The organism is Mesorhizobium sp. LMG17149 (genome assembly GCF_024518695.1).
Lineage (GTDB): Bacteria > Pseudomonadota > Alphaproteobacteria > Rhizobiales > Rhizobiaceae > Mesorhizobium.
The window spans coordinates 280,823-304,214 of sequence record NZ_JANIFL010000007.1; the positions used below are offsets into that span (position 1 = coordinate 280,823).

Annotated in this window: 22 protein-coding genes; all 22 read left to right on the forward strand. The window is 64.3% G+C overall.

Annotation, left to right across the window (positions count from 1 at the left end; translation table 11 throughout):
- Window positions 1-3: 3 nt before the first annotated feature.
- The 22 genes from NP945_RS18635 (at window position 4) to NP945_RS18740 (ending at window position 23,386) form a co-directional block, all read left to right on the forward strand.
- Window positions 4-720, forward strand: coding sequence for an ABC transporter ATP-binding protein (locus NP945_RS18635; protein WP_127266437.1), 717 nt, complete (start codon window positions 4-6; stop codon window positions 718-720).
- Complete coding sequence (locus NP945_RS18640) at window positions 720-1,421, forward strand: ABC transporter ATP-binding protein (RefSeq protein WP_256747181.1); 702 nt, start codon at window positions 720-722, stop codon at window positions 1,419-1,421. Before NP945_RS18635 ends, NP945_RS18640 begins: the two co-directional genes overlap by 1 nt.
- Before the next feature lie 67 nt (window positions 1,422-1,488).
- A complete protein-coding gene (locus NP945_RS18645) occupies window positions 1,489-2,352 on the forward strand; it encodes a branched-chain amino acid ABC transporter permease (RefSeq protein WP_127266435.1) in 864 nt (287 codons plus the stop codon).
- Window positions 2,353-2,360: 8 nt separating this feature from the next.
- Complete coding sequence (locus tag NP945_RS18650; RefSeq protein ID WP_127318880.1) at window positions 2,361-3,410, forward strand: branched-chain amino acid ABC transporter permease; 1,050 nt, start codon at window positions 2,361-2,363, stop codon at window positions 3,408-3,410.
- Window positions 3,410-5,164, forward strand: coding sequence for an FAD-dependent monooxygenase (locus tag NP945_RS18655; protein ID WP_127326953.1), 1,755 nt, complete (start codon window positions 3,410-3,412; stop codon window positions 5,162-5,164). The genes NP945_RS18650 and NP945_RS18655 overlap by 1 nt, the downstream gene beginning before the upstream one ends.
- A 10-nt stretch (window positions 5,165-5,174) precedes the next feature.
- Window positions 5,175-6,065, forward strand: coding sequence for an intradiol ring-cleavage dioxygenase (locus NP945_RS18660; protein WP_256747182.1), 891 nt, complete (start codon window positions 5,175-5,177; stop codon window positions 6,063-6,065).
- Window positions 6,065-6,883, forward strand: coding sequence for an SDR family NAD(P)-dependent oxidoreductase (locus NP945_RS18665; protein WP_256747183.1), 819 nt, complete (start codon window positions 6,065-6,067; stop codon window positions 6,881-6,883). Before NP945_RS18660 ends, NP945_RS18665 begins: the two co-directional genes overlap by 1 nt.
- A gap of 74 nt (window positions 6,884-6,957) precedes the next feature.
- Window positions 6,958-8,265 carry an ABC transporter substrate-binding protein gene (locus tag NP945_RS18670; RefSeq protein ID WP_256747184.1) on the forward strand — a complete coding sequence of 436 codons (1,308 nt, stop codon included), beginning with the start codon at window positions 6,958-6,960 and terminating at the stop codon, window positions 8,263-8,265.
- A gap of 25 nt (window positions 8,266-8,290) precedes the next feature.
- Window positions 8,291-9,019 (forward strand): ABC transporter ATP-binding protein, encoded by a 729-nt coding sequence (locus NP945_RS18675; RefSeq protein ID WP_127266429.1) that lies wholly within the window; start codon window positions 8,291-8,293, stop codon window positions 9,017-9,019.
- The gene (locus NP945_RS18680; protein ID WP_127266428.1) at window positions 9,016-9,744 is read left to right on the forward strand and encodes an ABC transporter ATP-binding protein; all 729 of its coding nucleotides are present in this window, start codon (window positions 9,016-9,018) and stop codon (window positions 9,742-9,744) included. The genes NP945_RS18675 and NP945_RS18680 overlap by 4 nt, the downstream gene beginning before the upstream one ends.
- A complete protein-coding gene (locus tag NP945_RS18685; protein WP_256747185.1) occupies window positions 9,731-10,594 on the forward strand; it encodes a branched-chain amino acid ABC transporter permease in 864 nt (287 codons plus the stop codon). Before NP945_RS18680 ends, NP945_RS18685 begins: the two co-directional genes overlap by 14 nt.
- Window positions 10,591-11,616 (forward strand): branched-chain amino acid ABC transporter permease, encoded by a 1,026-nt coding sequence (locus NP945_RS18690; protein WP_256747186.1) that lies wholly within the window; start codon window positions 10,591-10,593, stop codon window positions 11,614-11,616. Before NP945_RS18685 ends, NP945_RS18690 begins: the two co-directional genes overlap by 4 nt.
- Window positions 11,617-11,628: 12 nt before the next feature.
- Window positions 11,629-12,645, forward strand: coding sequence for a zinc-binding dehydrogenase (locus NP945_RS18695; protein ID WP_128287377.1), 1,017 nt, complete (start codon window positions 11,629-11,631; stop codon window positions 12,643-12,645).
- Window positions 12,646-12,672: 27 nt separating this feature from the next.
- A complete protein-coding gene (locus NP945_RS18700; RefSeq protein WP_128309786.1) occupies window positions 12,673-13,461 on the forward strand; it encodes an alpha/beta fold hydrolase in 789 nt (262 codons plus the stop codon).
- 25 nt (window positions 13,462-13,486) lie between these two features.
- Window positions 13,487-14,707 carry an acyl-CoA dehydrogenase family protein gene (locus NP945_RS18705; protein WP_256747187.1) on the forward strand — a complete coding sequence of 407 codons (1,221 nt, stop codon included), beginning with the start codon at window positions 13,487-13,489 and terminating at the stop codon, window positions 14,705-14,707.
- Between the two features lie 63 nt (window positions 14,708-14,770).
- Window positions 14,771-15,319 (forward strand): flavin reductase family protein, encoded by a 549-nt coding sequence (locus tag NP945_RS18710; protein ID WP_127319879.1) that lies wholly within the window; start codon window positions 14,771-14,773, stop codon window positions 15,317-15,319.
- 387 nt (window positions 15,320-15,706) lie between these two features.
- Window positions 15,707-17,242 (forward strand): FGGY-family carbohydrate kinase, encoded by a 1,536-nt coding sequence (locus NP945_RS18715; RefSeq protein WP_256747188.1) that lies wholly within the window; start codon window positions 15,707-15,709, stop codon window positions 17,240-17,242.
- Window positions 17,239-18,015, forward strand: a complete 777-nt coding sequence (locus NP945_RS18720; protein ID WP_127269804.1) for a DeoR/GlpR family DNA-binding transcription regulator — start codon at window positions 17,239-17,241, stop codon at window positions 18,013-18,015. Before NP945_RS18715 ends, NP945_RS18720 begins: the two co-directional genes overlap by 4 nt.
- Complete coding sequence (locus NP945_RS18725; protein WP_372337981.1) at window positions 18,012-19,724, forward strand: glycerol-3-phosphate dehydrogenase/oxidase; 1,713 nt, start codon at window positions 18,012-18,014, stop codon at window positions 19,722-19,724. Before NP945_RS18720 ends, NP945_RS18725 begins: the two co-directional genes overlap by 4 nt.
- 423 nt (window positions 19,725-20,147) lie before the next feature.
- Window positions 20,148-21,158 carry a sugar-binding transcriptional regulator gene (locus NP945_RS18730; RefSeq protein ID WP_127269800.1) on the forward strand — a complete coding sequence of 337 codons (1,011 nt, stop codon included), beginning with the start codon at window positions 20,148-20,150 and terminating at the stop codon, window positions 21,156-21,158.
- 33 nt (window positions 21,159-21,191) lie between these two features.
- On the forward strand, window positions 21,192-21,848 hold the full coding sequence (locus NP945_RS18735; protein WP_127269798.1) for a DUF2291 domain-containing protein: 657 nt from the start codon (window positions 21,192-21,194) through the stop codon (window positions 21,846-21,848).
- The gene (locus NP945_RS18740; protein WP_127318214.1) at window positions 21,845-23,386 is read left to right on the forward strand and encodes a sugar ABC transporter ATP-binding protein; all 1,542 of its coding nucleotides are present in this window, start codon (window positions 21,845-21,847) and stop codon (window positions 23,384-23,386) included. The genes NP945_RS18735 and NP945_RS18740 overlap by 4 nt, the downstream gene beginning before the upstream one ends.
- The last annotated feature ends 6 nt before the right edge of the window (window positions 23,387-23,392 follow it).

Sequence of the window (23,392 nt, forward strand, 5' to 3'; positions counted from 1 at the left end):
GTGATGATACTCAGGCTGGAAAACGTTTCGAAGTCCTTTGGCGCCCTGAAGGTTGCGGATTCCGTGACCGTTAGCGTACCGCGCGGCGAAGCGCTGGGCATTATCGGCCCGAACGGCGCGGGAAAATCGACGCTCTTCAACCTGATCACCGGAAACTTGTTTGCCAATGAGGGTCGCATCGAATTGCTCGGCCGCGACGTGACCCGTGCTCCGGCGATGGAGCGGGTGCGCATGGGCGTTGGCCGCAGCTTCCAGATTCCGCAGCCTTTCGAGGGGCTGACCGTGTTCGAAAATCTCTTGACCGCTGCCGCCTTCGGTCGCGGCGGACGCGAGGCCGAGATGGTCGACGATTGCGCTGGTATCCTCGAGGAGACGGAGCTTCTCAGGAAGGCCAATTTCGTGGCCGGCTCGCTGAGCCTTCTCGACCGCAAGCGCCTCGAACTCGCCCGCGCCCTGGCGACAGGCCCTGAGCTTCTGCTTCTGGACGAGATCGCCGGCGGTCTGACGGAGGGCGAATGCAAGGCCCTGGTCGCGACGATCAAGGCGATCCACGCCAGGGGCACGACAATCATCTGGATCGAGCATGTGCTACACGCCCTGAATTCGGTGGTAGAGCGGCTTCTCGTGCTGGATTTCGGGCGTGTGATCGGGATCGGTGCGCCTGATGAGATCATGGCCTCGAAGGCGGTTCGCGAAATCTATCTGGGGCTTGAGGTCTGATGCTGGAAACGCGTGGCCTCACCGCGAATTACGGCCAGTTCCGGGCGCTGTTCGGTGTGGATATCAGCGTGGCCGCGGGCGAATGCGTGGCGATCATCGGCGCCAATGGCGCCGGGAAATCCACGCTGATGCGCTCGATCACGGGCGTGATCGGCAACGAGCCCGGCATGGTGCTGCACAGAGGCGAGCCGATCGGCGCGCTGTCTTCGGCCCAGATCATGAAGCGCGGCATCGCCATGGTGCCGGAGGGGCGCCGGCTGTTCCCTTCGCTCACCGTCGAGGAAAACCTGCTGGTCGGCGGGCAAGCGCGCCAGGTGCCGGGGTCGTGGAACCTCGACGCCGTCTATGACCTTTTTCCGATCCTGCGCGAGCGTCGCAAGAGCCCCGGCACAGCGCTCTCGGGCGGCCAGCAGCAGATGGTGGCGATCGGCCGGGCGCTGATGTCGAACCCCCAATTGCTGCTCTGCGACGAGATCAGCCTCGGCCTCGCGCCCGTCGTCATCCGCGACATCTACGCAGCCCTTCCCAGGATCCGCGAAAGCGGCGCCGCGATCGTGCTGGTGGAGCAGGATATCGGCAAGGCGCTGGCGGTCGCCGACCGCGTCTACTGCATGATGGAGGGTCGCGTCACGCTGGCCGCCAGGACGGCCGAGGTCACGCGCGAAGACATCCATTCTGCCTATTTCGGGGTGGCGTCATGACCAGGGATCCGAGATTCCGTCATCTGCTCGCACAGCGCTCTCATGGCCTGATCGAGGTGGCGCAGCGATGATCTGGCTGGACACCCTCGTGCAGGGGATTCTGCTGGGCGGGCTCTATGCCCTGTTTGCAGCGGGATTGAGCCTCGTCTTCGGCATCATGCGGCTGGTGAATCTCGCCCATGGCGACCTCATCATTCTTGCCGCCTATCTGGTTTTGATGGGCGTCACGCTGCTCGGCCTGTCGCCCTGGATCGCTGCCCTGGTCGCCATGCCGGCGATGTTCGCGCTCGGCTGGCTGCTGCAGGCCGCCGTGCTGAACCGCGTACTGGGCAAGGACATCCTGCCGCCGCTTTTGGTCACCTTCGGCCTGTCGGTCGCCCTGCAGAACGGCCTGCTCGAGGCCTTCTCCGCCGACAGCCGCCGCATTCCGGTGGGCGCGTTGGAAGGGGCATCGCTCGATCTCGGGCTGGTCACGGTGGGGATCATGCCGCTGATGACCTTTGCCTCGGCGATCGTGATGATCATTGCCCTGAACGGGCTCTTTTACCACACCGCGCTCGGCCGTGCCTTCCGCGCCACCTCGGACGACGCCGTGACGGCGGGGCTGATGGGGATAGAGCCGAAGCGGATTTTCGCGATCGCCACCGGGATCGCCATGGTCGTGGTGACGCTGGCGGCCCTCTATCTCGGCATGCGGGCAAACTTCGATCCTTCGATCGGGCCGGCGCGGCTGATCTATGCCTTCGAGGCGGTGATCATCGGCGGCCTCGGCAGCCTATGGGGAACGCTCGCGGGCGGGATCATCATCGGCGTGGCGCAGACGTTTGGTGCCGCGCTCAATCCGGAATGGCAGATCCTGGCCGGCCACATCGCCTTCCTGGCCGTGATGCTGCTCAAACCGCGCGGGCTTTTTCCGCGCGCAGTGGATTGAGGGGCGGCATGTATCGACTGACAACCCGCACCCGCGCCGGAACCGTAACCGCGATCACGGTGCCGATCGTTATTGTCGCCGCGCTCGCGCTGCCTGCCGTGGCCTCGCGGGGCGTCATACAGGATCTGTTCTTCATCCTCACCATGCTGACGCTGGCGCAGATATGGAACCTTCTGGCGGGCTATGGCGGCCTGGTCTCGGTGGGTCAGCAGGCCTTCGTCGGCATCGGCGCCTACGCGATGTTCGCCGGCGTGATCCTGCTTGGCTGGAATCCGGTCCTGGCGATCCCACTGGGGGGGCTTGCGGCGCTGGTGCTGGCGGTTCCGACGGCCTTCTTCGCATTCCGTTTGCAGGGCGCCTATTTCGCCATCGGCACCTGGGTGATCGCTGAAGTGACGCGCCTGCTGGTCGCGCAGTGGAAGGCGCTCGGCGGCGGCACCGGCACTTCGCTGCCGCGCGAGGCGACGAGCAGCATCCTGGGCACCGATGCGATCAGGGCGCTGTTCGGCGTCCGCGAGGCCGCGGCACGCGACGTCCTGGCCTACTGGCTGGCCTTGGCGCTGGTCGTGGCGGTGACCGGCGGCATCTATTGGCTGCTGCGCAATCGCCTCGGGCTGGCGCTGGCGGCGGTGCGCGACAATGTCGACGCGGCGCAATCGGTCGGCGTCGATACTGGTCGGCTCAGATGGGCGGTCTTTCTGATCGCCGCGGCCGCCACCGGGCTGACCGGCGCGCTGATCTTTCTGCAGACGGCCCGCATCTCGCCGGGAGCGGCCTTTGCCGTCACCGACTGGACCGCCAACGTCATCTTCATAGTCGTCATCGGCGGCATCGGCACCATCGAGGGGCCGATCCTCGGTGTGCTGGTCTTCTTTGCGCTGCGCTCGGCGCTGGCCGACTACGGCAGCTGGTACTTGATGACGCTCGGCCTCATCGCCGTCGTCGTAATGCTTTTTGCACCAAAGGGGCTGTGGGGCCTGATCGCGTCCCGCAAGGGCCTGCACCTGTTTCCGGTTCGCCGCAGGCTGACCGGTCCGAAGATCGAGGGAGGAATTTGATGGCGGATATCGAAACCGACGTGCTGATCGTCGGCACTGGCCCGGCCGGCTCGGCCACCGCCGCGCTGCTGTCCAGCTACGGCGTCGCCAACATGATCGTCAATCGCTATCGCTGGTTGTCGAACACGCCGCGTGCCCACATCACCAACCAGCGCACGATGGAAGTGCTGCGAGACCTTGGGCCGGAGGTAGAGGCCGAGGCCATGATGCACGCCTCCCCGCAGGAGCTGATGGGCGAGAACGTGTTCTGCGAAAGCCTGGCCGGCGAGGAGATCGGCCGCATGAAGAGCTGGGGCGTCCATCCGCTCTCCAAGGCCGAACATCTCCTGTCGTCTCCCTGCTTCATGAACGATCTGCCGCAGACCTTCATGGAGCCGATCCTGTTCAAGTCGGCCTGCGCCCGCGGCACGCAGGCCCGCATGAGCACGGAATATGTCAGCCATGTCCAGGATGCGGACGGCGTGACGACGACCTGCCACGATCGGCTGTCGGGCAAGGATTTCACCGTGCGGTCGAAGTTCCTCGTCGGCGCCGACGGCGGCAACTCGCTGGTGGCCGAGCATCTGGGCCTGCCGCTCGAGGGCAAGATGGGCGTCGGCGGCTCGATGAACATCCTGTTCAGGGCTGATCTCTCGAAATATGTCGCCCACCGGCCGAGCGTCCTCTACTGGGTCATGCAGCCCGGCGCCGACGTCGGCGGCATCGGCATGGGTCTCGTGCGCATGGTGCGGCCGTGGGACGAATGGCTGATCGTCTGGGGCTACGACATCAACCAGCCGCCGCCTGAAGTGACGCCGGAACTGGCCACCAGCGTCGCGCGTCAACTGGTCGGAGATCCCGCGCTCGAGATCGAGCTCCTGGGCGCCAACACCTGGACCGTAAACAACTGCTTCGCCACGCACATGCAGAAGGGGCGGGTGTTCATCATGGGCGATGCCGCGCACCGGCATCCGCCCTCGAACGGGCTCGGCTCGAACACATCGATCCAGGACGGGTTCAACCTCGCCTGGAAGCTTGCCAAGGTCGTCAAGGGGCAGGCGGGGGTCGGGCTTCTGGACAGCTTCTCGGCCGAGCGCGCACCGATCGCGCGCCAGATCGTGACACGGGCGAACCAGTCCATCGCCGAATTCGGACCGATCTTCGAGGCGCTCGGCATGGACGGCGGCGTGGATCACGACAAGATCCACAGGAACATGGAGGCTCGCGCCGATGCGACGCCCGTCGCCGAAGCGCAGCGCGAGGCGCTCCGCAAGGCCATCGCCTTCAAGAAGTACGAGTTCGACGCCCATGGCGTCGAGATGAACCAGCGCTATGCCTCCGGCGCGGTGGTGACCGACGGCCAGGGCGAGCCGCCTTTCGAGAAGGATCGCGAGCTGCATTATGCGCCGACAACGTGGCCCGGTGCGCGCTTGCCGCATGTCTGGGTCTTCGAGCGCTCCGGCAGGAAAGTCTCGACGCTCGATCTTTGCGGGCATGGCGAGTTCACGCTGTTGACCGGCATTGGCGGCGAGGCGTGGGTCGCAGCGGCGGAGACGGTGGGCGCGGAACTCGGTCTGCCGATCCGCAGCCATGTGATCGGCCCGCGTCGCGCGATCGAGGATCATACCGGCGACTGGGCCGGTGCGCGGGAGATCCGCGACAACGGCTGCTTGGTCGTTCGTCCCGACCATCATGTTGCCTGGCGTTCCGAAACGCTGGCGGCCGATCCGGCGGCCGAACTGCGCCGGGTCTTGAAATCCGTTCTGGCGCGCTGAGGAGGATCGCATGATCGACGAACACGAATCCGGCTATTTCACCGAAGCGAACTCGGCCGAGGTCGTGGTGGCGCGCAACAGGAACGCCAAGGACGAGCGGCTCAAAGAGGTGATGGAGGTCATCACCCGCAAGCTGCACGAGGCGGTGAAGGAGATCGAGCCGACACAGGAGGAATGGTTCGGCGCGATCATGTTCCTGACGCAGACAGGCCAGATCTGCAACGAGTGGCGGCAGGAATACATCCTGCTGTCGGATGTTCTCGGTGTCTCGATGCTGGTCGATGCGATCAACAACCGCAAGCCGTCGGGCGCCTCGGAATCCACGGTGCTGGGACCCTTCCACGTCGCCGACGCCCCCGAACTGCCGATGGGCTCCAACATCTGCCTCGACCAGAAGGGCGAGCCCATGTTCGTGCATGGCCACATCCTCGATACCGAGGGCAACCCGATCGCAGGCGCCAAGATCGACGTCTGGCAGGCCAATGACGAGGGCTTCTACGACGTGCAGCAGAAGGGCATCCAACCCGACTTCAACCTGCGCGGCGTCTTCCGCACCGGCGCGGACGGGCGCTACTGGTTCCGCGGCGTGAAGCCCAAATACTACCCGATCCCGGACGACGGCCCGGTCGGCAAGCTGCTGGGCGCGCTGGGGCGTCACCCAAATCGTCCGGCGCATCTCCACTACATCGTCGAGGCCGCGGGCTTCGAAGCGCTGACCACGCACATCTTCGACCCGGACGACCCGTACATCGATTCAGATGCCGTCTTCGGCGTGAAGAAGAGCCTGCTCGCCGAATTCCGCAAGGTCGAGGACGCCGAAGCTGCCGCCAGGGTCGAGGTTGCGGCCCCGTTCTACGACGTGGAGTTCGATTTCGTGCTGTCGCACAAGGGAGGAAACTGATGGCCGCACTTGAAAAGATGTTCGATGTCAGAGGCAAGTCGGTGATCGTCACCGGGGGCGCCAGCGGCATCGGGCAGGCCTATGCCGAGATCATGGCCGAGCACGGAGCGAAGGTCTGTATCTTCGACCTGAACCCTGCCGGGCTTGACGCGACCGTGGCCGCGATCAGGGCGGTGGGTGGCGATGTCTGGGGCCAGGTTGTCGATGTCGGCGACCGCGCGGCCATGGCCGCAGCCTTCGACAAGGTCGCCGGGAAGGCAGGCTCGATCGATGTCGTGTTCGCCAATGCCGGGATCGATGCCGGGCCGGGCTTCAACACCCCGACGGGCGAAAGGAACCCCGAGGGCGCCATCGAGAACCTGCCCGACGAGCACTGGGACAAGGTGATCGAGATCAACCTGACCTCGGTCTACACCACGATCAAGCATGCCGTCCGGCACATGAAGCCGAATGGCGGCGGCCAGATCATCGTCACGTCGTCCATTGCATCGCTAATCAACGAGAGCATCGTGGGCACGCCCTACATGCCCGCCAAGGCTGCGGTGAACCATCTCGTTCGCCACATGGCGATGGAGCTTGGCGCCTACAACATCCGCATCAATGCCATCCTGCCCGGACCGTTCATCACCAACATCGCCGGCGGCCGGCTGCGCAATCCGGCGGACCGCAAGGCCTTCGAGGCCCAGTCGCTGCTCGGTCGGATCGGCGACCCGGAAGAGATCAAGGGCCTGGCGCTTTATCTGGCGTCGCCGGCCGCGTCCTACGTCACGGGCTCGCTGATCGTTATCGATGGCGGTTCACTGCTGAGGATGACCTGAAGCCGCAGTGAATGGAGACCGGCACCGCCGATTAGGGCGGAGCGGGGAGAGCTTAACAATGGGAGGAACCGACAATGACCTACTACAACAAACTGGTGAAATCGGGCTTGCGGCCCAGCCGCCGAAGCGTCCTGAAGGGGATTGGAGCCGGCCTTGCCGCCAGCACGCTGGGCATGCCGGCCTATGTGCGCGCCGCGACGGCGGGGAAGATCAAGCTCGGCTATCTCAGCCCGACGACCGGACCGCTCGCCCTGTTTGGTGAAACGGATGGCTACACCTTGCAGAAGATCCGCGCCCTGCTCGGCGGCCAGCTGCAATGCGCCGACGGCAACACTTACGAAATCGAGATTCTTGACCGCGACAGCCAGTCCAATCCGAACAAGGCATCGGAAATCGCCGGCAATCTGATCCTGAACGACGAGGTGCATCTGCTCGTGCCGGCCTCGACCACCGACACGATCCTGCCCGCGGCCGAGCAGGCCGAGCTTTATGAAACGCCCTGCATTTCCTCGGGCGCTCCCTGGCAAGCGGTGATCATGCCGCGCGGCGGCGGCAAGCAGACCTTCGACTGGACCTATCATTTCTTCTGGGGCCTCGACGAGGCGTTGAACACCTTCGTCGGGCTCTGGAACCATCTGGAGACCAACAAGAAGGTCGGGATGCTGTTCCCCCAGAACATCGACGGCGAGACCTGGGGCAACGACGAATATGGCTTGCCAGCGCCGACCCGCAAGGCCGGCTACGAGGTCGTGGTGCCCGGCTATTTCCAGCCCCGCACCAATGATTTTTCCGCACAGATAGCCGAGTTCAAGAAGCAGGGCTGCGAGATCATCGGCGGCATTACCTATCCCGACGATCTGAAGACCTTCGTCACCCAGTGCAACCAGCAGGGCTTCAAGCCGAAGGCGGTCACGGTGGCGGCGGCGCTCTTGTTCCCGGGTGGCGTCGAGGCCATGGGTCCTCTAGGCAACGGCATGTCCTCGGAGGTCTGGTGGACCCCGGCCTTCCCGTTCAAGTCGTCGCTGACCGGCCAGGTCAGCAGCGACATCGCCAGCGAATGGGAAGCCGATACGAAGCGCCAGTGGACGCAGCCGCTGGGCTATTCGCATGCCTTGCTCGAGGTCGCCCTCGACATACTGAAGCGCTCTTCCAATCCGCTCGACCGTGCGGCCAATCGTGACGCTCTGGTCGCTACCGATCTGCAGACGCTGGTCGGTCATATCAAGTTCGACGGCTCGCCCCACAAGAACATCTGCAAGACGCCGATCTTCGGCGGCCAGTGGGTGAAGGGCGAGAAATGGCCTTATGACCTGAAGATCGTCGACAACACTGTCAATCAGCTCTTCGCGCCGCAGCAGGCTATCCAGCCGATCGCCTGGTGACATGAGCGGGAACGCGGGCAGAGTTATGGGTAGGGAAATCCTGCTGAAAGCGCACGGCGTGTCGAAGTCCTTCGGCGCTGTCCGCGTCCTGCATGAGGTGAGCTTCGACGTGCATCGGGGCGAGGTGCTGGGCATCCTCGGCCCGAATGGGGCGGGCAAAACGACGCTGTTCAACATGATCAGCGGCGATTTGAAGACGTCCGGCGGCGAGATCCAGCTCGGCGACACCGCGCTTCGCGGCGAGCCGCCCTTCCGGCGCTGCCAGATGGGGATCGGGCGGACCTATCAGATCCCGCGTCCCTATTCCGGCATGACCACCTTCGAAAACCTGCTGGTCGCCGCCGCTTTCGGCGGCGGCCGGTCCGAGAAGCAGAGCTATGCTTTCTGCGCCCAGGTCCTGCGCGATTGCGAGCTCTCCGACAAGGCCAATGTCTCGGCCGGCGCGCTCACTCTGCTCGATCGCAAGCGGCTGGAGCTGGCGCGCGCGCTGGCGTCGGATCCGAAGCTGCTGCTGTTGGACGAGATCGCGGGCGGGCTGACCGACGATGAATCGAAGGCGCTGGTGGCGCTGGTGCGCCGCATACGCGACCGCGGCATCACCATTGTGTGGATCGAGCATGTGCTGCACGCGCTGCTGGCGGTGGCCGACCGGCTGTTGGTGCTGAACTTCGGCGAGAAGATCGCTGAAGGCGTGCCAGCCGAAGTGATTGCGCTGCCCGAGGTCCAGCGCGTCTACATGGGGATCGAGGCATGACGGCCGTTCTTTCCACCCACGGCCTGTTGGCCCGCTATGGCGATTTCCAGGCGCTCTACGGCGTCGACATCGAGCTGCACCAGGGTGAGGCCGTGGCCTTGATCGGCGCTAACGGGGCAGGAAAATCCACACTCCTGCGTTCGATCATGGGCTTGCTCCCGGTTGCGCGCGAGATGGTGCTGCTGCACGGCGAGGCCGTTGGCGGCACCACCACCGACCGCATGGTCCAGAAGGGTGTCGCCATCGTGCCGGAGGGCCGTCGGCTCTTCACCGGCATGTCGGTCGAGGACAATCTGCGCGTCGCCATCGACCAGGCCGCGCGCATGGGCGCTAAGGGCGGATGGACGCTGCCGCGGTTGCACCTGCTGTTCCCGATCCTAAAGGAGAAGGCCCGCACGCAGGTCCAGAGCCTCTCGGGCGGGCAGCAACAGATGGTGGCGATCGGCCGCGCGCTGCTCTGCCAGCCGCGCGTGCTGCTCTGCGACGAGATCAGCCTTGGTCTTGCGCCGAAGGTGATCCGCGAGATCTATGCCGCCTTGCCCGAAATCCGCGCCACCGGAACGGCGATGATCGTGGTCGAGCAGGATGTCGGCCTCGCCCGAACCGCTACGGACCGCCTCTACTGCATGCTGGAGGGGCGCGTGACCCTGACCGGCAGGTCCGCCGAAATCACGCGCGAGCAGATCGGCAAAGCCTATTTTGGAGCGGGCCATGGAGTGGTTTGACGCCTTGGTGCAGGGGGTCCTGCTGGGCGGCATGTATGCCCAGTATGCGCTCGGCATGGCGCTGATGTTCGGCGTCATGCGGATCGTCAACATCAGCCATGGCGATCTGGTGATCCTTTTGTCGCTGATGGGCATTTCGATAGCCACGGCCTGGGGTCTGGGACCGCTGCCTGTGCTGATCTTACTGGTGCCGCTCGCGGTGCTGATGGGCTGGGTGCTGCAGAAGGCCGTGCTGAACCGCGTGGTGGGCAGCGATCCGCTGCCCTCGCTGATCGCCACCTTCGGACTGTCGATCGCGCTGCAGAACCTGATGCTGCAGATATGGTCCGCGAACAGCCGATCGCTGCCCGGCCATGGAATAGAGAGTCAATCCATCGAGATCGGCGGTATCTATGTCGGCCTCCTGCCGCTGATCGTGCTGGCCGTCGCCACGGGGTTGACAGGAGGCCTCGACCTGACTCTGAAGCGCACGCGCTTCGGTCGGGCGCTCCGCGCCGCGTCGGCCGATGTCGAGGCAGCGGCGATGACCGGCATCAATCCGCGCGCCGTCTATGCGATGGCGACAGCGGCAGCGGTCGGCATCCTCGGCTTTGCAGCCGTCTTCCAGGCGTTGCGGTCGACCGTCGCGCCGGCCGACGGACCTGCCCAGCTGATCTATGCCTTCGAAGCGGTGATCATCGGCGGCATGGGGACGGTATGGGGCGCCTTCGCCGGCTCGATGGTCCTCGGCATCTCGCAGGCCATCGGCTTCCGCATCGATCCGGGCTTCGGCGTGCTCGCCGGACATATCGTCTTCCTGATCGTGCTGGCGACCCGCCCGCAGGGCTTGTTCGGAAAGGCATTGTCATGAGTGCGATCCCCTATGTGGCAACCGAGGTGCCTGAGGTCCTGGTCCAGCGCCAGAGCCGGTCCGGTCGCATCGCGATGACGCTGGCTGTGCTGGCGCTGATCGGTGTCGCCGCCATGCCATGGTGGGCCTCGACCGGCACGATCCGGTCGATTCTGGTGCTGTGCTGCTACATCGCCGTCGCTCAGATGTGGAACCTGCTCGCCGGCTTTGCCGGCCTCGTCTCGGTGGGTCAGCATGCCTTCATGGGAGCGGCCGGCTATGCGCTCTTCGTGTTGGCCCAGACTTACGGCATCAATCCGTTTGTGGCGGTCTTCCTTTCGCTGCTGGTGCCGGCCGCGCTGGCCGTGCCGATCTACCTGCTGCTGCATCGCCTGGATGGCCCCTATTTTTCGATCGGCACATGGGTGGTGGCCGAGGTCTTCCGGCTGACCGCCTCGAACCTGCCGCTCGTCAATTCCGGCGCGGGCATGTCGCTTCGCGTGATGAAGGACTATTCGGCCTTCGAGCGGAATGTCGCCATGTCGCTGCTCTGCGCGGGGATGCTGCTCGTCACGCTGGGCGGCAGCTACTGGCTGCTTCGCTCGCGCTTCGGCCTTGCGCTGATCGCCATGCGCGACAATCCGGTCGCGGCCGCAAGCCAGGGCGTGAATGTCGTCAAGCTGCGCTTCCTGATCTACGTCGCGTCGGCGGTCGGCTGCGGTCTTGCCGGGGCGATCTATTTCATGGCGCAGCTCCGCATCACCCCGGGTTCGGCCTTCGATCCGATGTGGGCCAACGTCGCGATCTTCATCGTCATGGTCGGCGGAATCGGCTCCATCGAGGGCGTTCTGATCGGATCCCTGATTTTCTTCATCGCGGACCGCTGGTTCGGCGAATACGGCGCGACTTATTTCGTTGTCCTCGGCCTGATGACGCTTCTGGTCGCGCTCTACGCCCGGACGGGCATCTGGGGCCTGATCTCGAAACGGTGGGATGCACCATGGTTCCCGATCCGACGCAAGCTCGTCGACCCGAACCGCTGACGAGGAGGATTCATGAAAGCCGCCATCTTCGATAGGGTCGGCGTCCCGCTGCGGATCGGCACGGTGCCGGACCCGACGCCGGCACCGGGCGAGGTCGTCTTGCGTGTCGCCGCCTGCGGCATCTGCGGCAGCGATCTGCATATCACCGAGGACCCCGTGCCTTTCGGCATCGAGGCAGGCTTCGTGCTCGGCCATGAATTCTCTGGGGACATCGTCGCGGTCGGATCGGAGGCAACAGGCCTTCGGATCGGTGACCGTGTCGCCGTCGCGCCTATGCGCGGTTGCGGACACTGCGAAGCCTGCGAGCGCGGCGATCCGGCGCGCTGTCGCGAGATGGAGCTGATCGGCGGCGGCTATGCGCAATACGCGACCGTGGCCGCACGCCAGTGTCATATCCTGCCCGGCGATGTGGCGCTCGAGGATGGTGCGTTGGCCGAGCCACTGTCGGTCGCTCTGCATTGCATCGTCCGCTCGGGCATGAAGCCGGGGGATCGGGTCGCCATCCTGGGCGCTGGGCCGATCGGACTGCTCGTCGCCTTCTGGGCGCGGCGGATGGGGGCGTCGCGTGTCGTGGTGGCCGACATCCACGGCCATCAGCGCGAGCGTGCGCTTGCTCTCGGCGCGACCGGCTTCGCGCTTTCGGGCGAAAAGCTGACCGAAAACCTCGCCGATCTCTGTGGCGGAGCGCCAGACATTGTCTTCGAATGCGTCGGCAAGCGCGGCCTCATCGGCGCGGCGGTCGAAGCGGTGCGGCTGCAGGGCACGGTGGTTGGCGTCGGCTTGTGTATCGGCGGCGACGAATGGGATCCGTTCATTGCGCTGACCAAGGAAGTGAACCTGCTGTTCTCGGTCTTCTTCCATCAGCGCAACGAATTCGGCGTCGCCCTCGATGCGCTGCGCGGCGGACCTTTCGCACCGCAAGCTCTGGTCACCGACCGGATCGATCTCTCGCCAGTTCCGCAGATATTCGAGAGCCTTCGCCGCCGCACCACGCAATGCAAAGTGCTGATTCAGCCGGACCTTGTTTGAGGCCGCACCTGTTTGAGGAGAGTGAAAATGGCCGTTCAATTCGAAACGCTCGAATACGATATCGGCGGCACGGAAACGGTGGTGAAGGCCATCGGTAGAGGCAAGCCCGTGCTGTTCCTGCACGGCGCCTCGACGCTTGAAGGCTTCGGCTTCGCGGAGGGCCTCGCCGACCGCTTCCGCGTGCTCTGCCCGAGCCATCCGGGCTTCGGCTTTTCTGGCCCGGCGCCGCATGTCGCTGCGATGTCCGACCTGGTTCTGCACTACCTGAACCTGCTCGATGTTCTGAACCTGCCGGAGAAGCCTCATCTCATCGGCTTTTCCATGGGCGGCTGGATGGCGACCGAGCTCGCCGGCCTTGCGCGCGAGCGTTTCGACAAAGTGGTGCTGATCGCTCCCGCCGGGCTCAACGACCCCGCGCATCCGGCCACCGATCTGGGCGCGGTCGCGCCGCAGGAGCTGCCGGCCTATCTGGCGCATGACGTCTCGGTGGCGCTGCGCTATTTCCCGGACGGCTCAGACCCCGCCTTTGCCGAGGCCTTCGGCGCCGACCGCGTCCGCGAAGGCGAGACGCTCGGCCGGCTGCTGGCGCCGTTCGGCATGGGCCATCCGAACCTGCGGCGCTTTCTGGCGCGTATCGCCAATCCGACGCTGGTCGTCTGGGGCACCAGGGACCGTCTGCTGCCGGCTGGCCAGGCGCCGCTCTTCGTCGAAGCCCTGCCCGACGCACGCCTGATCCTGGTCGAGGATGCCGGCCATTTCGTCATGCAGGAGAAACCCGAAACACTCAGGAAGATCGGCGATTTCCTCGCCGGCTGACCGCATTGAAAAGGAGGAGAAGACAATGAACAAACCCATCAAGCACGGCTCGTGGGGGACGACCACCGACTATCGCGACTTGCTCAGCAAGATCACGGAGATCGGGCCGGCCCTGGAAGCCAACGCTACCGCCGATGAGGAGAATGGCGAACTGACTGCGGCCACGTTCGAGCTGCTGAAGCCGCTGCGCATGTCGCATATCTTCGCCGCGGAGAGCCTCGGCGGTGCGCAGCTGCGACCCACCCAGGGTCTCGAACTGCTGGCGGCGATCACCTGGCACTCTGGGGCGGCTGGTTGGGTTTCCATGGTGCATTGCTGCATCGGTGCGATGTCGGCAGCCTTTCTGCCGGACAGCGCGGTCGAGCGGTTGTTCGCGCCGGGCACCGAAAACCGGTTCTCGGGGCAGGGCGCGCCGCTCGGTATGCTGAAGAAAGTCGATGGCGGCTACCGGCTGAATGGCAAGTGGAGCTATGGCAGCGGCTTCAGCCACGCCACCTACAGCCACAGTGCCGCCTTCGTCGACGACGGCACCGGCAAGCCCGCCAAGGACGAGAAGGGCAACTTGATCATCATGTGCGCCCATGCCCCGATCTCTCAGCACAAGCAACTCGGCAATTGGGACGTTCTGGGCCTCGGCGGCACCGGCAGCATCGACTATGCGGCCGAGGACGTCTTCATCGCCGACGATCTCGTCTTCCCGATCCTGACCGCACCGCCGCTGCGTCAGAAGGAGTTCTTCAGTCTCGGTGTCGTCGGCCTCGCCGCAATCGGGCATACCGGTTGGGCTCTCGGTACTGGGCGGCGGATGCTGGACGAGATCGCCAAGTTCGCCCGCAGCAAATCGGGTCGCGCCGGCCTGATCGGCGAGAGCGAGAAGTTCTGGCACGATTATGGCCGCGCCGAAGCCCGCTATCGCGCTGCCCGCGCCTTTGTCTTCGAAACCTGGCGCGACATCGAGGCGACGGTCGAAGCCGGCAACAGCGTATCGACGCGGCAGATCAGCCTTGTCCATCTGGCCAAATCCGAGATTCACGAGGTTGGCGTCGATATCTGCAGCTTCGCCTACCGCGCGGGCGGCGGCGCGTCGCTGCGCGCCGGCGTGATCCAGCGCACCTTCCGCGAGATGATGGTGGCGGCCAACCATTTCACGATCGCGCCGTCGATCGTCACCTCGGCCGGTCGCGACATCGGCGGCCTGTGGAGCGATCGCACCTGGCAGTTCTACGACCTGATCGAGAAGAAGTAGTCCGCAAGGGCCGGACGGCAGACGCCGTCCGGCCCTTATTCACGCTGCAGAAGAGAGACGTCGATGAGCTTCCCGCATCCGATGACCAACGCCTTCCGCGAAGCCTTTCGCCACCATCCGGCCGGTGTTGCCGTGATCACGGCCGATCCCGGCGACAGGCCGGTGGCGATGACCGTATCCTCGCTGATCTCGGTAAGTGCCGCGCCGCCGGTCGTCGCTTTCTCGCTCTCGATGAAATCGACTTCGTCCGAGCCCTTGCTGCGGGCCGAGACCATGGTGATCCACCTGCTGCGCTTCACTGATATCGACCTGGCGCAGCTCTGCGCGTCGAGCGGCGCGGAACGTTTCCCGCCGGGAGGCGCCTGGGCGCGGCTGCCCACCGGCGAACCGCGCTATACCGGCGTTTCGACCTGGTTCCGCGCCCGTCGGCTCGGCGTTCTGCCGATTGAGGGCGCGACGCTTGTCGCGGCCGAACTCCTTGACGGCGAGGTGCTGCCGGACGAGGTCCCTCCGGAGGCGCATTCGCTGGTTTATCTCGACCGTCGCTGGCATCGCCTGCACAAGGAACTGGACGGGGTGGCTGAGCTTCTTGAGTCGTCGCGTTTTCTTTGAACGGCGCCGAAGCGGCGCGGGTTGTCCGGTCGTTGCGCAGGAACTCGCAAAGCCAGTCGAAGCGCGTTCGTCAATCTACCGTGCTCTCTGGCTCCCAGCGCGGGGTTGAAGGCTATCCGGCCAGTTGGGCACTAGCCGGAACTTCGTCCGCATCGGATGCGGTACGAGGGGATGGCAATTTTCGTCGCAGATAACGTCAGACATATCCGCAAAATATCTCACGTATTGACGTTAACTTAACATGCTATTATGGTCTTTTTACCGCGTCGGATGCGTCGCTTTTGTATCACCGTTGCTCGTTGATCGTCGTCATGCCTGTCATCCCTATCCCAACCTGCAGGTTTGCCTTGCAGCGCCCTTCACCAGTTGCTGAAAGCGGCGGCGCCCATGCCCAGTCTGCTCGGAATCGATAACGGTCTCACGGTCACCAAGGCGGTGATCTTCGATGCCGATGGCACGCAGTTGTCGGTGGCGCGTCGGCGCGTCCCGCAGTCGATGCCCCATGCGCGCTGGGTGGAGCGCGACATGGCAAGGCTATGGCAAGCCACCGCCGATGCCATCCGCGAAGCGATCGCATTGTGCGGCCGGCCCGCCAACGATATCAAGGCGGTGGCGGCGACCGCACACGGCGACGGTCTCTATTTGCTCGACAAGGATCGCCGGCCGCTAGGCCCCGGTATCCTGTCGCTTGACAGCCGCGCCGGCGAGATTGTCGAACAATGGTCGGCGGATGGGGTCTTCCAAAATGCGTTGGCGCGTACCGGACAGGCGCCGCACGTTTCGGCTCCGTCGGCGCTGCTGGCCTGGATCAGGAAGAACCAACCCGACCGCTATGGCCGCATCGGGCATATACTGGCCTGCAAGGACTGGCTGCGCTTTTGCCTGACCGGCACGATCGGCACCGACCGTACCGAGGCCAGCACCTCATTCACGGATTTCCGCACGCAGGATTACGCGCTGGAAGCGATGCGCATCTTCGAACTGGACGATCTTTTCGACGCGCTGTCGCCGATGGCGCATTCGGCCGAGATCGCCGGCCACGTTACCGCCGAGGCCGCCGATATGACCGGCCTTGCCAAGGGGACACCGGTGGCGAGCGGCCTGCATGACGTAACTGCCTCCGCACTTGGCATGGGCGGCCATGAGGAGGGTGTGCTTGCCATTGTCGCCGGGACCTATTCCATCAACGAAGTGGTCTCTTCGCAACCGCGCGTCGACCCGCGTTGGCTCTGTCGCAACGCCATCGACGCCGGCCGCTGGAACAACATGGCGATCTCGCCGGCCTCGACCGCGAACTACGATTGGTTTCTCGACACGTTCTGCCGCTCGGAACAGGAGAGGGCATCGGTCGGTGGTGGCTCGATCCACGAGGTTTTGGCAACAGAGATCGACGAGGCGCTTAAAAAGCGGTCGACCATCCTGTTTCATCCCTATCTGTTCGGCTCCCCCTTTGGCGATGTCGCCAGCGGCAGCTTTGTCGGCCTTCATGGCTGGCATAATCGTGGCGATATGCTCAAGGCGGTTCTGGAGGGCATTGCTTTCAATCATCGTACCCATGTCGAAGCCTTGCGCGACGGCTTTGCCATCAGCGAAATCCGCCTGACCGGCGGCGGCTCGCGCAATCCGGCCTTCGTCCAGATGTTTGCCGATGTGCTGAACGCCCCGGTCATCGTTACCTCGACCGACGAGGCCGCGGCGTTTGGCGCTGCGCTTTGCGCGGGTGCGGCGGTTGGCATCTTCGCGACGCCGCAAGAAGGCGCCCGGCAGGTCGGCATGACGGCGCGCCAATACGAGCCAGTGCCGGCCTCGAGTGCTGTGTTCAACGAGCGCTTTTCCCTCTATGGCCGCATAGCCGGTGCGCTCGCGCCGCATTGGCCCGACATCGAGAAGCTGGCGCGGCCAGACACCGAGGGGACCGCATGATCAAGGCCGACGAACGACGCGAAGAGATCGCCGACTATGTGATCAAGCTCGGCCAGGTGCGCATCGACGATCTGGTCGAGCATTTCGGCGTGTCGCGCATGACCATCCACCGGCACATCGACCGGCTGGCGCAGCAGGGCGTGTTGCGCAAGCTGCACGGTGCGGTCACGGTTCAGCCTTCCGGTCTCTACGAAAGCGCCTTCCGCTACCGGGTGACGGTCAACCGGGCCGAAAAGGATGCGCTGGCGCGGACAGCACTCGATTATATCGAAGCTGGCCAGGTGGTGATGCTGGACGATTCGTCAACGGCAAATGCGGTCGCTACGCTCCTGCTCGACGTCAAGCCGCTGACCGTCATCACCAACTCAGTGGCGACGGCTGCACTGCTGACCCATGTCGACGAACTCGACTTCATCTGTCTCGGCGGCCAGTACCACAACACCTACAACGCCTATATCGGCATCGTCTGCGAGAACGCGGTGGCACAGCTTCGCGCCAATGTGCTGATCTGTTCGGCTTCGGCCATCACCGGAACCACCGCCTTCATCCAGGATCCCAATGTCGTGCGGGTCAAGCAGGCGATGATGGCCGCATCGGTCAAGCGTATCCTTCTGATCGACCATGCCAAGTTCGACAGGATCGCGCTGCATGTCTTCGATGATCTGACCAGCTTCGATGTCGTGCTGGCGACCGAAGGCCTGGGCGATGCGCGGGCGCAAGCCCTCGAACGGGCCGGCGTGAAGCTGCGCATCGTCAAGACGAAAGCGCCATGAGCTCGAGCGAAGCAATACGTACGGAAAATCCAGCCGGGCGTCTGGCCGCCATGGCCGGAGCCGGGGAGGTCGACGTCGTCATTCTTGGCGCCGGCATCAACGGGGCAGGGCTGTTTCGCGATCTGTGCGCGCAAGGCGTCAGCTGCCTGATCGTCGACAAGGCGGATTTCGGCTCCGGCACGAGTGCTGCGCCATCGCGGCTCATTCATGGCGGTCTGAAATATCTCGAAACCGGCGAGTTCAGGCTGGTGGCGCAGTCGACGCTCGAACGCAATCTGCTTTTGAAAAACGCGCCGCACTATGTCAGCCCGCTGCCGACCGTCATCCCGATCTTTTCCTGGAGCAAAGGCATGCTGGCGGCGCTGCGGACGCTGTTCGGCTCGACCAGCGCGCCGCGCAGCCGTGGCGCCGTCCTGATCAAGATCGGCCTGATGATCTATGATTTCTATGGCTCGCGAAATCAGGTCATGCCGCGTCACCGCATGGTCGGGCGGCGCCAGGCGCTCAGTGAGATGCCGGCGCTCAACCCTTCGATCGTCGCCACCGGCACCTACTACGACGCCAAGATAAGCCATCCCGAAAGGCTGGTGCTCGAACTGATCCTCGATGGGCTGCAGGCAAACGCGGCCTCCGCCAGCGCGAACTACACGGCGCTGGCGAAGTCTGCCGATGGCGTGCTGACCTTCCAGCCGGAAAACGGCGCGGCCTTTTCGGTGCGGCCGAAGCTGGTGGTCAATGCCGCCGGTCCATGGATCGACGATGTCAACGATTCGCTAGGCGCGCCGTCGAAGATGATCGGCGGCACCAAGGGCTCGCACATCCTGTTGAAGCACGACGAGCTGGTCAAAAGCCTGGCCGGACGCATGCTGTATTTCGAAGCCGATGACGGCCGCATCTGCCTTGTCTACGACTATCTCGGCCTGGCGCTGGTCGGCTCCACCGACATCAAGGCCGACAACCCCGACGCGGTGCGCTGCGAACCTGACGAAGTCGAGTACCTGCTCGACAGCGTACGGACGCTGCTGCCGGGGATGGCGTTCGAGCGCGACCAGATCGTCTATGCCTATAGCGGCATCCGGCCGCTGCCGGCCTCGGATGCATCGGTGCCGGGCTTGATCAGCCGTGACCACTCGGCGCCCGTCGCCGAGCCGGATCGGAACAGACCTTTCGCAGTCATCTCGCTGATCGGCGGCAAGTGGACGACCTTTCGCGGCTTCGCCGAGGAAGTCGCCGACACCGTGCTCGGCCGCCTGCAGCGCAGCCGCAAGGTGACGACGCAGACCATGCCGATCGGCGGCGGCAGGGATTTCCCGGCTGATGCTGCAGCGCGAGCAAGTTGGCTGGCTCTGGCTCACTCGGAGACGGGCGCTGGAGAACGGCGTCTCGAGGCGCTGCTGTCGCGATATGGCACCAGAGCCACGCAGATCGCCACACATGAGCCGGATGATGAGGGCCGACTGCCGGATTCAGAAAGCTACAGCCGATCGGAAATTGACTACATCGTCCGCACCGAGTTCGTCGAACATCTGGCCGATATCGTCATGCGCCGCAGCACCCTGGCGATATCAGGGTCACTGACGGGCCGGGATCTGCAGGAGATTGCGACGATTGCCGGACGGGCGCTGGGTTGGAGCGCCGGGCGCCTCGCAGAGGAAGTCGAGGCCGCCGCCCTGGAACTCGAGGACCGGAACCTGATGCGGCTGGGCTGATCATTCCGTCGCCGATGCTCTTTCCCAAGGCAATCCGGTCGGTTTGCCTAAGGATGCGTCGCATCCCCAATCGCTCAACTCACAGGCGGATTGGGATTTTGCCGATATCAGATATTATTCTGGAGAAACAGTTGGTTAGCAAAAAACTGGATAGCCGATGGCTGTGCAATTCTACTGGCTCATGCACGAAATAACACAGATTGACGTTAAATTAACATAGCCGTATGATCAGGTAACATGCTCACCTCCTAATAGGTCGATGTTGCCCGCCGAAATGCCGGCAGACCGGCGTTTCGGGAAGGGCGAGACCTGTGAATTCCCCATATGTGCATGCGCCAAATCCGGCGAGGGATTGACAGCGATGCAGGGATGTGAAAATTTTTGCACACAAAGATAATAATATCATCTCAGGGAGGAGATGTCTTGAAATCCGGCGGAGCCACTAACCGCGATCATGAGTCCAGCCTCGCCACCCGCGCGGCCTGGCTTCACTATGCCGGGGGTCTGACGCAGGCCCAGGTGGCCAAGCGGCTCGGCCTGACCAGCCTCAAGGCGCATCGGCTCATCACCCGGGCCACCCAGGATGGCCTTGTCAGGGTGATCATCGACGGCGATGTCGGCGAATGCATCGACCTCGAGCAGCAGCTGATCACTGCTTACGGGCTCGACTACTGCGAGGTTGTTCCTGATCTCGATCAGGACGAGCTGCCGCTGAAGGCGCTTGGGATCGCCGGCGCTCAGTTTCTGAAACGAGAGATCGATCGCGGCGAGGACATGCTGATCGGCGTCGGCCATGGCCGTACCCTTGCCGCAAGCGTCGAGTATCTGACGCGCACCGCCGCTGCCCATATCCGTTTCGTCTCGCTGCTTGGCGGCGTGACGCGCAAATTCGCGGCCAACCCGCACGACGTCATGCATCGGCTGGCCGAGCGGACCGGCGCGCAGGCTTATGTGATGCCGGTGCCTTTCGTCGCCAACACCGCCGAGGACCGTGAAGTGCTGCTTGGCCAGCGCGGCATTAGCGATGTCTTCGACCTCGCAAGCCGGTCCGACCTGATGTTCGTCGGCATAGGGACCGCCGAGCGGGAAGCTTCGTTGGTCGCTACCGGCATGATCGAACATTCCGAAATCGATGAGGTGAAACGCGATGGCGGCGTCGGCGAGCTGCTCGCCCACTTCTTCGACGACAAGGGGCGCCCGGTGGAAACGGCGCTGTCGGACAGAATTCTCGCGCTTCCGCGGGACCAGTTGAAGGGCCGCCGGATCGTCGCCGTCGCCGGCGGCAAGATCAAAGTGCGTGCCATCAAAGCGGTGCTCGAAAGCCGCTATCTGAGCGGCCTGATCACCGACGAGTCCACCGCTCGTGCCCTTGTCGAACAGAACAAACCCAATGGCGCGAAGCGCCATGTGAACGGAGGATCGTCAAATGCGTGACAAGCGCGGATCAGCCTTGCTAGCGGTTGCGTCATGAGCGCGAAAGCCGCCACCGCATCGACCAGGCCGGCTTCGCCCGCCCTGCGTCGGGCACTTGCCGGCGCCGCGGTTGTCGTCCTGCTCGGCGCCATGGCGCTCGACACCAAGGTGGTCAGGATCGGCTCTGCCGGCGATGTCCGCAGCGCCGTGTTTTCCGCCGCTGACTACGGCAAGTCGGAGTTTCCCAAGGTGCAGGCCGATGTCGAGGCACGCGCCGCCGACGCGGTGACGGTGGCTGCTGCTATCGCCAAGGACAGGGCGACGGCGGAAAAGGAATATGGCGTGCCGGCGGGCGTCGGACCGGTCATCTCGGTCAAGTTCACCGGTGTCGTCGGCGAAGGAAAATCCGGCATCTACAAGGTCGCCGTCGAAGGCGTGCCGGACACGCTGATGATCCGGGTGCAAACGGGACCGGCGATCAACGGCACCGAGCTTCGCGACGCCACCGGCAAGATCACATTCGGCCAGTTCACCAACCAGATCGAATACCAGGACGCCGGTTCGGCGCTGAACAACGAGATGAAGAAGGAAGTCCTGGCCAAGGTCGACACCAGCACCTTGACCGGCAAGACCGTATCGGTGGTCGGCGCATTCAAGCTGGTCAACCCGAAGAGTTGGCTGGTCACTCCGGTGAGGCTGGAGGTCAAATGAGCGCGGCTGCAGACACCGGACCCGCGACCGGCGACGCCGTGCTTTCGGCGCGCAACATCGTCATGTCGTATGGCGGCGTTCATGCGCTCAAGGGCGTCAATTTCGACATCCATCGCGGCAAGGTCACGACGCTGTTCGGCGAGAACGGCGCCGGCAAGTCGACGCTGATGAAGATCCTGTCCGGCGTCGTCACGCCGACATCCGGCGACATCGTGCTCGACGGCAATCTCGTCAGCTTTTCCTCATCCTCGGACGCGCGCGATCGCGGCATCTCGATCATCCACCAGGAACTCAGCCTGGCGCCGAACCTCAGCGTTCGCGACAACATCTTCATGGGCCGCGAACTGCGCACCAGAACCGGCCTCGACTTCGCCGAAGAATCGCGCCAGGCGCGCGCGCTGATGGCCGATCTCGAAGAGGACATCGACCCGATGACTCTCGTCGAGGATCTGCGCCTGGGTCAACAGCAGATCGTCGAGATCGCGCGGGCGCTGTCGGTCGATTCACGCATCCTCATCATGGACGAGCCGACCTCCGCGCTCAGTGCAACCGAGGTCGAGGTGCTGTTCAAGGTGATCCGCGATCTGACCAGCCGCGGCGTCTCCATCGTCTACATTTCACATCACCTCGAAGAGGCGCTGCAGATCACCGACTACGCCGTTGTCCTGCGCGACGGCGCCATAACGGCGACGGCCGAGGCCAGGGACATCGACCTCGAGTGGATCGTGCGCAACATGGTCGGTGAGAACTTCGATCTCGGCTCGCCGCCGACCGGCCATGCGTTCGGTGAGGTCGCCCTTTCGATCGAGGATGTCAGCGTCGTTGACACTTCGGGCTCAGGTTATTCCGTCGTCGATCACTTGTCGCTGGACGTCAGGGCCGGCGAGATCGTCTGCATCTACGGGCTGATGGGCGCCGGGCGCACGGAGTTGCTGGAGGCCGTCGCTGGACGGGTGCCGATGGCGGGCGGCCGCGCGCTGCTGGAAGGCGAGGACGTCTCGGGGTTGAGCATTGCCCAGCGCATCTCCAGAGGGCTTGTGCTGGTCCCCGAGGACCGCCAGCGCGACGGGCTGGTGCAAACGATGACCGTCGGCCGCAATCTCTCGCTTGCCAGCATCGAGGCGTTCGCCAAGGGGCTGTTTCTGTCCCGTTCCAGGGAGAGAGAGCTGGTCGAAGACTCGATCCGCAAGGTGACTGTCAAGACCGCAGGTGGCAACGCCATGATCGGATCGCTGTCGGGTGGCAATCAGCAGAAGGTCGTCATCGGCAAGATGCTGACGACCAACCCCAAGGTCATCCTCCTCGACGAGCCGAGCCGCGGCATCGATGTTGGCGCCAAGGCCGAGGTCTTCCGCTTGTTGAGCGAACGCGCCGCTCAAGGGCTTGCGGTCGTCTTCTCGACCTCTGAGGTCAACGAATGCCTCAGCATTGCCCACCGCATCGTCGTCATGCGGCGTGGCAGGATTTCAGCTGAATTCGGCGCCAACGCCACCAAAGAGCAGATCATGGCCGCCTCCGGCGAAGCCGTGGTCGCCTGATCACCA